Genomic DNA, 12894 nt, shown 5'->3' with positions numbered 1-12894 from the left:
GCCTCCATGTCCTCGCCGTCCTCGCTGCTGCACTGGACCCGCCGCATGATCGAGATCCGCAAACAGAACCCCGCCTTCGGACTCGGCTCGTACACGGAACTGCCGTCGTCGAACCCGGCGGTGATCGCGTTCCTGCGGGAGTACAAGGACGACCTGGTCCTGTGCGTGCACAACTTCTCGCGCTTCGCGCAGCCCACCGAACTGGATCTGCAGACCTTCAACGGCAGGCACCCGGTGGAGCTGATCGGCGGGGTGCGCTTCCCGGCCATCGGCGAGCTGCCCTACCTGCTGACTCTGGCCGGACATGGCTTCTACTGGTTCCGGCTGCGCAGGGACGCGGCGTAGGCTCCACCCCTGCTACTCCTGTGCGGGGCGGTTTCCACCGCCCCGCCCTGGGCACTCTCCCGCACAACCGGCACTCCCGCACTCCTCCCTTGTCCGCACCGCGGAAAGGACGCGACGCCATGTCGGAAGCCGTCACCCGCCCGGGCATCACCACGGACGCGCTGCTCGCCTCGCTCGATCCGCTGCTGCGCACGTGGCTGCCACGGCAGCGCTGGTTCGCGGGCAAGGGCCGCCCCATCACCGACTTCGACCTGGTCACGGCGACCGAACTGCTCCCGCCGACAGCCGAGTTGGGGCTCTTGCACCTGCTCGTGCGGGTCCGGCAGCCGCCGGTGCCGGACCCGGCAGCCGGCGGCGTGCCGCCCCTGCCCGCCGACTGCTACCAGCTCCTCATCGGCGTACGGCGCGAGCTGCCGCCACGGCTCGCGCCCGCGCTGATCGGCCATGTGACGCGGGGGCCGCTCGCCGGGTTCACGGTCTACGAAGCGCTGCACGACCCCCGTATGTCCGGCTTCCTCCTTGAGGCGCTGCGCATACAGGCGCGCGTCGGCAAGCTCCGCTTCGAGCGCGACCGCCGCAAGGCCATAGGAGACGACCTCGCGCCGCGCGTGCTCGCCGCCGAGCAGTCCAACTCCTCACTGGTGTACGGCGATACGTTCATCCTGAAGCTGTTCCGCCGCGTCGTGCCCGGCGTCAATCCCGACCTGGAGCTGCCCCTGATGCTGGCCCGCGAGGGCTGTGCGCAGGTGCCCGCCCCGGCCGCCTGGTTCCTGGCCGACGCCGGGGACGAGGTGAACGTACTCGGCGTGCTCCAGCCCTATCTGAAGGGCACGGTGGACGGCTGGGAGCTGGCCCTGCGGGAGCTCGCGGCGGGGCGGGACTTCAGCGACGAGGCACGGGCGCTCGGGCGCGCGACGGCCGACGTGCACCTGGCGCTCGCCCGCGCGCTGCCCACCGTCACGCTGGGCCGCGCCCAGGTGGAGCTGATCGCCGACGGCATGGCGGACCGCCTGGAAACGGCGGCCAAGGCGGTGCCCGCCCTGCTGCCGTACGCCGCCGCCCTGCACACGACGTTCGAGGCGCTCGCCGACCTGGGGCGCGGCGAGGCGAACTGGAAGGCCCAGCGCATCCACGGGGACCTGCACCTGGGGCAGTGCCTGCGCTCGCCCGCCGGGGAGTGGTCGCTCATCGACTTCGAAGGCGAGCCGTCCCGTCCGCTGGCCGAGCGCAGGATGCCGCAGCCGCCGGTGCGCGACGTGGCGGGCATGCTCCGGTCCTTCGACTACGCGGCGCGCTCCCACGAGCCGTGGGCGCCGGAGTGGGCGGGCGACTGCCGGGCCGCGTACTGCACGGGGTACGCGGAGGTGTCCGGCCGCGATCCGCGCATGGACCCGGTGCTGCTGCGCGCCTACGAAACGGACAAGGCCGTCTACGAAGTCCTCTACGAGGCCCGCCACCGCCCCGACTGGCTCCCCGTGCCGCTCGCCGCGATCAAGCGCCTGGCCACGAACGGCCCCGCCACCGAACCCCACTGACCTGCCATCGCCCAGGAGGCTCCTCCCGTGACCCCCCGCCCGCAGCCGCGCAAACCGTCCGACGAGGCCAGCAAGAAGGGCAGGCGGAAGCCGGAGTCCGCAGGCCGGACGCCGGAGCCGCCCCGGTCGCCCCGGCAGAAGCAGAAGAAAAGCAGCCGCCCCACCTCGCCCGTCCCCCAGGCCGACCGCGCCCGCCTGCTGGGCGGCACGCACCACGACCCGCACGGGGTGCTCGGCGCGCACGCCGTCCCCGACGGCATCGCCTTCCGCGCGCTGCGGCCCTACGCGCGCTCCGTCGCCGTCGTCGCCAAGGATCTGCGGGCCGAGCTGCAGGACGACGGGGAGGGGTTCTTCTCCGGGGTGCTTCCGCTGCGGGAGATCCCCGAGGACTACCGGCTCCACATCACGTACGAGGACGCCGAGCTCGAGATCCACGACGCGTACCGCTTCCTGCCCGCACTCGGCGAGTTCGACCTGCATCTGATCGGCGAGGGGCGGCACGAACAGCTGTGGCAGGCCCTCGGATCGCAGCCGATGGTGCACGAGGGGGCGACCGGGACGCGCTTCACGGTGTGGGCGCCCAACGCCCTGGGCGTGCGCGTGGTGGGGAACTTCAACTTCTGGGACGGCACCGGATTCCCGCTGCGCTCGCTCGGCGGCAGCGGCGTCTGGGAGCTGTTCGTGCCCTCCGTCGGCGAGGGCGAGCTCTACAAATACGAGATCACCCGGCCCGACGGCACGAAGACCCTGCGCGCCGACCCGCTGGCCCGCCGCACGGAGGCCCCGCCGGCGAACTCGTCGGTCGTGCACGAGTCGCACCACGAGTGGCACGACGAGGACTGGCTGGTGCGCCGGGCGGAAACGCCCGTCCACCAGGCGCCGTTCTCCGTGTACGAGGTGCATCTGGCGTCCTGGCGGCCAGGGCTCACCTACCGCCAACTCGCCGATCAACTGCCTTCGTATGTAGCCGACTTGGGGTTCACCCACGTCGAGCTGATGCCCGTCGCCGAGCACCCCTTCGGCGGCTCCTGGGGCTACCAGGTCACCGGCTTCTACGCACCCACGGCCCGCCTCGGCACGCCCGACGACTTCAAGTACCTCGTCGACGCGCTGCACAGGGCGGGCATCGGCGTCCTGATGGACTGGGTGCCCGCGCACTTCCCGCGCGACGACTGGGCGCTCGCGGAGTTCGACGGGCGGACGCTGTACGAGCACGAGGACCCTGACCGGGCGGCGCACCCCGACTGGGGCACCCTGGAGTTCGACTACGGCCGCAAGGAGGTCCGCAACTTCCTCGTCGCCAACGCCTCGTACTGGTGCGAGGAGTTCCACATCGACGGCCTGCGCGTCGACGCCGTCGCCTCGATGCTCTACCTGGACTACTCCCGCGAGCACGGCGAATGGTCGCCGAACGTGCACGGCGGCCGCGAGAACCTCGACGCCGTGGCCTTCCTCCAGGAGATGAACGCCACCGTCTACCGCCGCGCCCCCGGCGTCGTCACCATCGCCGAGGAGTCCACGGCCTGGGACGGCGTGACCCGCGCGACGCACCACGAGGGCCCCGGCGGCTTCGGCGGGCTCGGCTTCGGCCTGAAGTGGAACATGGGGTGGATGCACGACTCGCTCGACTACGTGTCGAAGGAGCCGGTGCACCGCAAGTTCCACCACAACGAGATGACGTTCTCGATGGTGTACGCGTACAGCGAGAACTACGTCCTGCCGATCTCGCACGACGAGGTCGTGCACGGCAAGCGGTCCCTGGTGTCGAAGATGCCCGGCGACTGGTGGCAGCAGCGCGCCAACCACCGCGCCTACCTGGGCTTCATGTGGGCCCACCCCGGCAAGCAACTCCTCTTCATGGGGCAGGAGTTCGCACAGGGCGCCGAGTGGGCGGAGGGGCACGGCCCGGACTGGTGGCTGCTCGACCCCGCGTACGGGGCCGAGGCCGACCACCGGGGCGTACGCGATCTCGTGCGCGACCTCAACACCGTCTACCGCCGCGAGCCGTGCCTGTGGCAGCGCGACACCGACCCCGGCGGCTTCGCCTGGGTGGAGGGCGACGCGGCCGAGGACAACGTCTTCGCGTTCCTGCGGTACGCCGCCGAGGACCCCGCGAACACGACCGGCGCACCGCTCCTGGCCATCTCGCACTTCTCGCCGGTGGTGCGGCACGAGTACCGCCTGGGCGTCCCCGCCGAGTTCACCGCCTGGCACGAGATCCTCAACACGGACGCGGCGGGCTACGGCGGCAGCGACGTCACCAACCCGGACCCGATCAAGACCGAGCTGGTGGCGTCGCACGGCCGCCCCGCGTCCCTGCGCCTCACCCTGCCGCCGCTGGCCACGGTGTGGCTGCGACCTGTGTGAATCGGTCGAATGTGAATCAGTCGAACTGCTTGAGCGCCACCGGCAGTTCCTCGGCATGCAGGATGCCGAGCCGCTGCGTGGCCCGGGTCAGGGCCACGTACAGGTCGCTCGTGCCGTAACGGCCCGGCTCCACGACCAGGACCGTGTCGAACTCCAGGCCCTTCGCCTGACGCGGGTCGATCAAGACGACCGGCCGCGTCAGGTCCGGGGCCTCCCCGACCGTCACACCGGGGAGCTTTCCGGCGAGCTCGTCATGCAGCTCGCGTGGGGCGATCACCGCGAGGCGTCCCTCGTCCCGTGCCTCGGCCGCGACCGCGTCGGCCACCGCCGCGGCCAGGTCGTCGGTGCGGCGCGCCCAGGGGAGCACGCCCGTGGACCGCACCGAACTCGGCGGCCGGAAGTCCGGGTGCTCCACGCGGGGCACTTCGGCGGCCACGTCCATGATCTCCACCGGCGTGCGGTAGTTGACGCCGAGCCGGGTGTACTCCCAGCGGTCCTCGACGTACGGGGACAGGATCGTCTCCCAGGAGCCGCAGCCGCCGGCCTCCGCCGTCTGCGCGGGGTCGCCGACCAGGGTCATCGAGCGGGTCGGACAGCGGCGCATCAGCAACCGCCAGGCCATGGCGGACAGTTCCTGCGCCTCGTCCACGATGATGTGCCCGAACGCCCACGTCCGGTCGGCCGCCGCGCGCTCGGCGGCGCTGCGGTGGTCGGCCTCCTCCTGGCGCTCGGCCATCCGCTCGGCGTCGATGATGTCGTGCGCGAGCAGGACCTCGGACTCCTCGTCGTCCTTGTCCTCGAACTCGTACGTCCGTGAGGCGTACGAGACGTCCAACACGCCCTGCGCGTAGGCGATCTGCTTGGCGCGTTCGGCCTCCGCCATCGCGCGCGCCGCGCTGTCGTCGCTGCCGAGCAGCTCGGCGGCCTCGTCGAGCAGCGGCACGTCGGCGGCCGTCCACGCGGCACCGTGCGGGCGCCGCACGACGTCGGCGTCCTGGTCCGACAGGTACGGCGTCGGCTCCTCCAGGAAGTCCGCGAGGAAGCCCTCCGGGGTGAGCTGCGGCCACAGCCCTTCGATGGCCGCGTGCACGTCGGGGCTCGCGGCGACGGCCTTGCCGAGCTGGGCGATGTCGTCGGGGCCCAGGAAGTTGGGGCCGCCGTACGGGTCGGCGCCGAGCCGTTCGGCCAGCTGCTCGGTGAGCATGTCGATGACGCGGAAGGCGAAGTGCGGCCGGCCCAGGTTGTGCGGGACGTCCGCGTCGCGGGCCGCCTCACGCGCTTCCTGGGCGATCGTCCAGTCCAGGACGAGGTCGCCGTCGTCGTGCTCGATGATCAGCGGGGCGCCGGGCTCGGGGGTCTGCTGCCGGTCGCGCAGGGCGGCGGCGAGCACGTCCGCCATCTCCGCGCGGCCCTTCACCTCGGCGGCCTCGGGCGTGTCGGTGCCGGTGGCGGACACGCCGGGGAACAGCTCGCCGACCGTGGAGAGCAGGACGCCCGTCTCGCCGAGCGCGGGCAGGACCTCGCTGATGTAGCCGAGGAAGGCGGGGTTCGGTCCGACGATCAGGACCGCGCGCTTGGCGAGCAGCCGGCGGTGGGCGTAGAGGAGGAACGCGGCACGGTGCAGCGCCACGACCGTCTTGCCGGTGCCGGGGCCGCCCTCGACGACGAGGACGCCGTGGTGCGGGGCCCGGATGATGCGGTCCTGCTCGGCCTGGATGGTCTGCACGATGTCGTGCATGCGCCCGGTGCGCGCCGAGTCGAGCGCGGCGAGCAGCACCTCGTCGGCGTCCGCTCCCTCGTACCCGGTGCGGGTGTCGTCGGCGAGATCGAGGATCTCGTCGTGCAGGGCCGTGACGTCGCGGCCCTCGGTGGTGATGTGCCTGCGCCGCCGGAGCCCCATCGGCACATGGCCGGTCGCGAGATAGAAGGGGCGTGCGACTTCGGCACGCCAATCGATCACGAGTGGAGTGCGCTCGATGTCGGACGCACGGATTCCGATACGCCCGATGTGGTGATCACGGCCGTCGCGGAATTCCAGCCGCCCGAAGCAGAGGCCGTTCTCTCCCGCGTTGAAGGCGGCCAGCAGTCCGGACCGCTCGGCCACCAGGACGTCACGCTCAAGCCTGGCCTGCAGACCAGTGCCGACCTGCGACAACGACGTCCGCACGGCGGCTTCGGCCTCCTCGCGCAGCGCGTCGAGGCGCGCGTACAGCCCGGAGACGAATTGCTGCTCTTCCCGCAATTCCTCGGTTGACAATTCAGCCCCTCGCCAGTTACAGTGCTCTTATACAGATTCTCGCGACTTCCGTGTGCCTTGATGAGCCAGGGGTCGCGAAAGGATCCAATATACGCGAAGAAATACCCCGGACGTCAATTCGTCCGGGGTATTTCTCTTTCTCCGTCGTTCCGCGCCGTCAGAGCGCCTCGGCAGCCGTCAGAGCACCTCGGCGAGATCGGCCAGCAGCTTGCGCTTGGGCCGCGCCCCCACCATGGACTTCACCGGCTCACCGCCCCGGAACACCACCAGGGACGGCACCGAGAGAATCCCGTACGCGATCGCCGTCCGCGGATTGTGGTCCACGTCCAGCTGCACGATCTTGATCCGGTCCGCCTCCTCGCGCGCGATCTCGCTGAGCACCGGCGCGAGCTGCCGGCACGGCCCGCACCACTCGGCCCCGAACTCCACGAGCACGGGCAGATCCGCCGTGAGCACCTCCCCTTCGAAGTCCGCGTCCGTCACCTCGGCCACACCGTCCGCCTTGACCATCGCCATGCCTACGTCCCCACTCCCTCAGTCCGTGAGCTCGCACCGCGGCTCCGGACCTCCGACAACCGCCGCCTCGGCGCGCACCAGCTGCGCACCGACCTGTTCGCGCACCGCGCTCAACTCGCCGATCAGCGCGTCGAGTTCACCGAGCTTGCGGCGGTAGACGTCGAGCGAGGCGGGGCAGGAGTCGCCCGCCGGATGCCCCGACCGCAGACACTCCACGAACGGCCGCGTCTCCTCGAGATCGAACCCGAAGTCCTGGAGGGTCCTGATCTGTTCCAGGAGGCGTACGTCGTCCTCGTCGTAGGTGCGGTAGCCGTTGCCACTGCGACGGGCGGGCAGCAGCCCCCGTGACTCGTAGTACCGAAGCGTCCGCGTGGTGGTGCCGGCCCGCTCCGCAAGTTCGCCGATGCGCATGTCCACGACGGTAATCCTTGACGCAGGCGTCAAGGCCAGCGCGCGGGGCGGTCTTTTCAGCGGGCGCGCGCCGGGCTTCAGCGGGCACGCGCCGGGCCTCAGCGGGCCGTCGGCGGCTGGTGCAGGCCGAAGGTGGAGCCCTGGTCGTCCTTGCACAGCCGGAACCGGCCGAAGGCGGCGTCCGACTCCTCGCTCTCCCCGCCGATGGGCGCTTCGACCGTGCCGCCCAGCTTGATGACCTTGGCGAGCGCCGTGTCCATGTCGTCGACCTGGAAGAACAGGTAGGGCGCGGCCCCCGCGTCACCGCCGTGCATGCCGCCGGGCACACCGGGGGTCTTGATCACATACCCCTGTCCGGACGGCCCCGGCTCGAAGGACCAGCCGAGCAGCTCGCCGTAGAAGGCCCGCCCCCGCTCCGGGTCCTCGACGCCGATCTCGAAGAAGCTCGGTTCACCAGTCATCGCGCGGCTCCTGCTCTGTGACGGCGGTCACTTTTCACCGTACGCCGCTTCAGCGCGCGCCGCGTACGGCCTCGATGGTGGCCGTCCAGCCGTCCGCGCCGTGCCCCTTGGCGATCGCCCGGTCCAGGACGGCCTTGATGCCGCTCAGGGCGCCCACGTCCAGGCCCCGGTGCACGGAGGCATGGATGATGTGGTCGACGTTGGCGGCTTCCGTGACGAGCGGGGCCTGCTCGCCCGGGTACTGGTTGGAGTCGAGCTCGACCGCCGTCGACTCGATGGCCTCCGGGAAGATGGAGAGCAGGGCGCTCAGGTAGGGCGCGAGCTCCGCCCCCTTCACGCCGTCCGCCCCGGCCAGCGCGAAGGCGTGCACGAGGCCGGACATGCTGGTCCAGAAGAAGTCGAGCAGGGCGTTGTCGTAGACGGCCGCGAGACCGTGGTCCTCGCCCAGGTGGACGGTGTGGCCGCCGAGCACCTTGAGCGTGCTCTCATACCGCTCGTACAGGGCCCTCGGACCGCTGTGGAAGAGCAGCGCGTCGGCGGTGCCGATCACGGTCACCGGCACCAGGATGGCGCCGTCCAGGTAGTCGATGCCGTGCTCGGCGGCCCAGGCGGCGGCCTCGCGCGAACGCTCCGGGGTGTCCGAGGTGAGGTTGACCAGGAGGCGTCCCGACAGGTCGGCGGCGATCGGGCCGAGCACGGCCTGCGAGGCGGCGTAGTCGTAGAGGCAGACGACGACCACGTCCGAGGCGCGGACGGCCTCGGCGGCGGTGGCGGTGCGGGTGGCCCCTCCGGCCACGAGGTCGTCGCCCTTGCCGGGCGTGCGGTTCCAGACGGTGGTGGGGTGACCGGCCTTGAGGAAGGTGCCGGCGAGGGCCTGCCCCATGGCACCGAGGCCGAGGACGGTCACGGAGGTCTTGTGCTGCTCGTGCTGCTTGTGCTGCTTGTGCTGCTCGTGCTTCTGAGTGGTCATGTCGACCATGCTTGGCGAGCGCCCGGCGCCTCACAAGTACCGACTAATTAGTCAGGTACTTACGAAAAGGTAAGCAAGCGCGGTGAGTTGAGGATGCCGGGCCACCCCGGGGATCAGCCGAAATCGAGTGCGCCGTACGGCCGTTTCAGCTCGCAGAAGTCCTGGACGCCCGCCATCAGGACCACCCCGTCCCACAGCCGTCCCGCCGCCTCCCCTTTCGGCGCGGGCGAGACGACGGGGCCGAAGAGCGCCCCCGCTCCCCGGACGGAGAGCACCGGCGTCCCGACGTCGGGGCCGACCAGCGCGAGCCCCTGCTCGTGCGAGGCCCGCACGGCGTCGTCGTACTCGTCCGTCCAGGCCACCGCCGCCAGCTCCGTGGGCAGTCCGGCGTCGGCGAGTGCGCGCTCGGCGCCGTCCCACTCGCCCCGCTCGTGCAGCCGCACGCCGAGCGCGTCGAGATACGTCCCCAGCGCCTGACTCCCGTGCCGCTCGGACACGGCGGCACAGACCCGCCCCGGACCCCGCATGTAGTCGCCCCACTGCCCTTCGGGGTCCTCGGGGTCGACGTCGAGGTGTTCGTTGAGGACCGAGAGGCTCATCACCCGCCAGTGCACGGCGACGTCCCGCACCCGCTCGACCTCGCGGAGCCAGCGGGAGGTCAGCCAGGTGTACGGGCACACGGGGTCGAACCAGAAGTCGGCGTTCTGTGGGGTACTCACACAACTACCGTACTGGTTAGGGAAGTTGACACGGCGAAGCCATTGACGCCCCGCATGTCTGCAACTACAAAACCCAGAGAGCGTTCTGAGAGCGCTCTCACCGGTACGCACACTCCCCCCACGGAGGTGTTCCATGAGCACCGATCACACTGCTCACACCGCTCACATCGATCGCACCGATCACACCCATCGCATCGGGCGCTTCACCCACTCCCCCCGCACCGGCCCCGTCCTGGCCGGCCTGGCCGCCGTCGGCCTGCTCGGCGCCCTGATGACGCCCGGGACGGCACGCGGCGACGTCCCGCCACCGGCGCCCGGTTGGTCGCTGGAGTGGAGCGACGACTTCAACGGCGCCGCGGGCTCCCGACCGTCCGCCGACAACTGGCAGATCGATCTGGGCCACAACTACCCCGGCGGGCCCGCGAATTGGGGCACGGGCGAGATCCAGTCGTACACGGACTCCCCCGACAACCTCGCCCTCGACGGGAACGGCAGCCTGCGGATCACCCCGCGCAGGGACGGCGCCGGGAACTGGACATCGGCCCGCATCGAGACGAAGCGCAGCGACTTCAAGGCACCGGCGGGCGGCACGCTCGCCATCGAGGGCCGCATCCAGATGCCGAACGTCACCGGCGAGAGCGCGCTCGGCTACTGGCCCGCCTTCTGGGCGCTCGGCGCGCCCTATCGCGGCAACTACCAGAACTGGCCGTCGATAGGCGAGTTCGACGTGATGGAGAACGTGAATGGCATCAACTCGGTCTGGGGCGTGCTGCACTGCGGGGTGAACCCGGGAGGCGACTGCAACGAGACGCAGGGCCTGGGCGCCAACCGCGCGTGTCCCGGAGCGAGTTGCCAGTCGGCGTTCCACACGTACCGCTTCGAGTGGGACCGCTCGACGACCCCGAACCAGCTGCGCTGGTACGTGGACGGGGAGCAGTTCCACACCCTCTCCCAGGACCGCTTCTCCGCCGCCACCTGGTCCAACATGACGGACCACGCGGGGTACTTCATCCTGCTGAACGTCGCGATGGGCGGCGCCTTCCCCGACGGCGTCGCGGGCAGGGCGACTCCGGTGGCGCGGACGGAGCCGGGGAAGGCGATGGCGGTGGACTACGTGGCGGTGTGGACGAAGCGGCCGTGATTCCTGACTGAGGTCAGCCGAGCTTCAAGACCCCGATGGCCTGGTCGGCCATCCCCTTCTCGCCGAGGGCGTTCGGGTGCACCGGGACGAAGTTCGTGCCGAACAGCACGGGCTCGATCCAGCGGGTGCCCAGCGGCTTGCAGGCGTCGTGACCCTCCAAGGCGGCTGCCATGTCGACGAACGTGGCACCCGTCTCGGTGGCGGCGCGCTGCACGGCCTTGTTCAGGTGGGCCTGCAGATCCCGCAGGTAGGGAACGTCTCCGGCGGCGATCGGCATCTTGGCGAAGCAGGTGGGATCGGCCTGGGCCGGGACGATCCAGGGGTAGCCGAGTACGCCGACGCGCGCGTGCGGGGCCTTGGCCTTGACCGCTCGCAGGGCGTTCTTCAGGGCCGGGTACGTACTGGCGTCGATCTCCTTGGTGAACTTGTCCCCGTTGGCGTCCTTGCAGGGGCTGCCCTTGCCGCCGGAGAGCACGCCCGCGGAGCCGCAGGCGAGGATCGCGCTGATGAAGGTGTTGTTGTCGTTGCCGCCAATGGTCAGCGTCACGACATCGGTGTCGACGTCGACGGCGTCGAGCTGCGGGGCGACGCCGGGGTACTGCGACCCGGCGAAGTCCTTGGTCTGGGCTCCGCCGCAGGTCACGTCGGTGAGGCGGGCGCCGGTGCGCTGGGCCACGACGTGCGGGTAGTTGGCCGTCGAGCGCGCGCAGAGGAGCGGCGCGGTCAGGTCGAGGGGGAGGACGCCGGACCCGGCGCTGAAGCTGTCGCCGAGTGCGACGTAGTCGAGCGGTTCGCCGCCGCCCGCCTGGGCGGGGGCGGTCAGGCCGAGGGTGGCGGTGGCTGCGGCGGCGAGAGCGGCTGCCAGGCGCAGGGCGCGTGCGCGGATCACCATCTGGAGTCTCCTTTGAATCCGATGGGGGGTAAGTCCCGGAGAGGAGCGAACAAGCCACGGGCGCCAACAGCCGTACTGTGGGGGCGATTTGAGCAGGCTTCAGTGGCTTTCGGCGGTTCTCAGTGGTGCAACGCTGAAGTTACTGGCAGGTTTGAACAAGAGTCAACAGTTTGCGCACGCGCCCACCTAGATGGCGGAACCCTCACCCAGCACACGCCGCATCCGCCCGCAGAACTCCTCCACGGCCCCCGGCTCCGGCTCCGCGCCCTCGGCGAACATCGCCGCCTGGAGGGCGGGTCCGTAGGCGCCGCCGTGGCGATCGATGTCGGACGTACGGGCGGGCTGAACCACGAAGTGCAGGTGACCGGGTACGCGCCCGGCATGCGACCAGAGGCAGACGTAGACCTGCTCGCACCCCTCCCCAACCACCGCGCGCAGGCCGGACGTCACGCAGGCCAGCAAGGGCCCGAGCCCGGCACCCTCACCCGCACTCATCTCGTGTACGCCGGTGATGTGCCGCAACGGCTTGACGATGAGGGTGCCGACACCGAGCGGGCCGACGCAGTGCTCGACGGTCCAATGGGGTGTGCGGAGCAGCGTGCCGCCGGGAAGAGGAACGGCGCCACCGGCAAGCCCACAGGCGACACATCCACCGCCATCCGCCGGTGTCACTTGTCCGCCCGGTACAGCCGGAGCTCGCGGTTCACGAAGAGGTGAACGTAGCCGCAGCGCCAGCAGATGAGCCCGGTCGCGGACTCGTTCGCCCATGCCAGGTTCATCAACTCCATGCCGGAGCTGTTGAGCTTGACCTCGCGGTCACGGAACAGATCCCCCTTGCAGACCTGGCAGTTGATCCACATCTCCCCGATCGCGGCACGCATCGGCTTGACCGCCATGAGCTCCGCCCCCTTCCCCGTTGCCCCCGTGTTCCGACCTTGAGGCTAACCGCCGAGGGCCCCGGGCCACGCGGGGCGGCGCACCTGCCTGGGCAAAGTCGTGTTCTGACAGACAGGGGGCGCACGCGTTGCCCAACGCGCCTTCTTGAAATTAGGTGCCGCCCCCAGCAGGCACCCGGTCAGCCGCTGACCCCGTCGACGACTGCAAGCCCCCGGGCCACCGGGCGTGCGCGACGGCAAGAAGCCCGTGACGGCCACCCCAGAAGATCCGGTCGGCAGCCGCTTGACGAGACCGGCACCGATCCCCGGGGCGACCGCGCACCACGTCCCGTGACGGCGCCCTGCGACGTACCGGTCCGCACCCGGCAGCGAGACCCCACGGCC

The 12894-nt window shown here is 70.8% G+C and carries 12 protein-coding genes and 1 pseudogene; 4 read left to right on the top strand and 9 right to left on the bottom strand.

Annotation, left to right across the window (positions count from 1 at the left end):
• From ACZ6ZP_RS28710 to glgB, 3 genes are all read left to right on the top strand, one after another.
• Positions 1 to 345 (top strand): alpha-glucosidase C-terminal domain-containing protein (locus tag ACZ6ZP_RS28710; protein WP_399979475.1); only part of this gene is annotated, 345 nt, incomplete at its 5' end.
• A gap of 119 nt (positions 346 to 464) precedes the next feature.
• A complete protein-coding gene (locus ACZ6ZP_RS28705; protein ID WP_469408881.1) occupies positions 465 to 1880 on the top strand; it encodes a maltokinase N-terminal cap-like domain-containing protein in 1416 nt (471 codons plus the stop codon).
• A gap of 27 nt (positions 1881 to 1907) precedes the next feature.
• Positions 1908 to 4247: a 1,4-alpha-glucan branching enzyme gene (gene glgB / locus ACZ6ZP_RS28700; RefSeq protein WP_469408880.1), complete on the top strand. Its 2340-nt coding sequence runs from the start codon at positions 1908 to 1910 to the stop codon at positions 4245 to 4247.
• A gap of 16 nt (positions 4248 to 4263) precedes the next feature.
• Here the strand turns inward: glgB and ACZ6ZP_RS28695 are convergent, their stop codons facing one another.
• The 6 genes from ACZ6ZP_RS28695 to ACZ6ZP_RS28670 all read right to left on the bottom strand — a co-directional run bounded on the left by ACZ6ZP_RS28695 (position 4264) and on the right by ACZ6ZP_RS28670 (position 9581).
• On the bottom strand, positions 4264 to 6504 hold the full coding sequence (locus ACZ6ZP_RS28695) for a HelD family protein (protein ID WP_383821035.1): 2241 nt from the start codon (positions 6502 to 6504) through the stop codon (positions 4264 to 4266).
• Positions 6505 to 6681: 177 nt separating this feature from the next.
• The gene (trxA, locus tag ACZ6ZP_RS28690) at positions 6682 to 7014 is read right to left on the bottom strand and encodes a thioredoxin (RefSeq protein ID WP_351164046.1); all 333 of its coding nucleotides are present in this window, start codon (positions 7012 to 7014) and stop codon (positions 6682 to 6684) included.
• A gap of 24 nt (positions 7015 to 7038) precedes the next feature.
• Positions 7039 to 7431, bottom strand: coding sequence for a MerR family transcriptional regulator (locus ACZ6ZP_RS28685; RefSeq protein WP_351164001.1), 393 nt, complete (start codon positions 7429 to 7431; stop codon positions 7039 to 7041).
• Positions 7432 to 7529: 98 nt separating this feature from the next.
• Positions 7530 to 7892: a VOC family protein gene (locus tag ACZ6ZP_RS28680; protein ID WP_351164000.1), complete on the bottom strand. Its 363-nt coding sequence runs from the start codon at positions 7890 to 7892 to the stop codon at positions 7530 to 7532.
• 49 nt (positions 7893 to 7941) lie between these two features.
• Entirely contained in the window at positions 7942 to 8862 is a 921-nt protein-coding gene (locus ACZ6ZP_RS28675; RefSeq protein WP_468614224.1) for an NAD(P)-dependent oxidoreductase, read from the bottom strand.
• 113 nt (positions 8863 to 8975) lie between these two features.
• Positions 8976 to 9581, bottom strand: coding sequence for a mycothiol-dependent nitroreductase Rv2466c family protein (locus tag ACZ6ZP_RS28670; RefSeq protein ID WP_366465056.1), 606 nt, complete (start codon positions 9579 to 9581; stop codon positions 8976 to 8978).
• A 271-nt stretch (positions 9582 to 9852) separates the two neighbouring features.
• On the opposite strand from ACZ6ZP_RS28670, the pseudogene ACZ6ZP_RS28665 reads away from it, so the two are divergent.
• Positions 9853 to 10713: pseudogene (locus tag ACZ6ZP_RS28665) on the top strand (glycoside hydrolase family 16 protein); the annotation flags it as partial.
• A 22-nt stretch (positions 10714 to 10735) separates the two neighbouring features.
• Here ACZ6ZP_RS28665 and ACZ6ZP_RS28660 read toward each other — a convergent pair.
• The 3 genes from ACZ6ZP_RS28660 to ACZ6ZP_RS28650 all read right to left on the bottom strand — a co-directional run bounded on the left by ACZ6ZP_RS28660 (position 10736) and on the right by ACZ6ZP_RS28650 (position 12510).
• Positions 10736 to 11614 carry an SGNH/GDSL hydrolase family protein gene (locus ACZ6ZP_RS28660; protein ID WP_469408877.1) on the bottom strand — a complete coding sequence of 293 codons (879 nt, stop codon included), beginning with the start codon at positions 11612 to 11614 and terminating at the stop codon, positions 10736 to 10738.
• 186 nt (positions 11615 to 11800) lie between these two features.
• Positions 11801 to 12286, bottom strand: a complete 486-nt coding sequence (locus ACZ6ZP_RS28655) for a hypothetical protein (protein WP_351163996.1) — start codon at positions 12284 to 12286, stop codon at positions 11801 to 11803.
• Positions 12283 to 12510, bottom strand: a complete 228-nt coding sequence (locus tag ACZ6ZP_RS28650) for a hypothetical protein (RefSeq protein WP_351163995.1) — start codon at positions 12508 to 12510, stop codon at positions 12283 to 12285. The genes ACZ6ZP_RS28655 and ACZ6ZP_RS28650 overlap by 4 nt, the downstream gene beginning before the upstream one ends.
• Between the last annotated feature and the right edge of the window lie 384 nt (positions 12511 to 12894).

Source organism: Streptomyces sp. NPDC054047, from assembly GCF_055585065.1.
The sequence above is the reverse complement of the archived record's forward strand: the minus strand, read 5'-3'. Positions and strand labels throughout refer to the sequence as shown.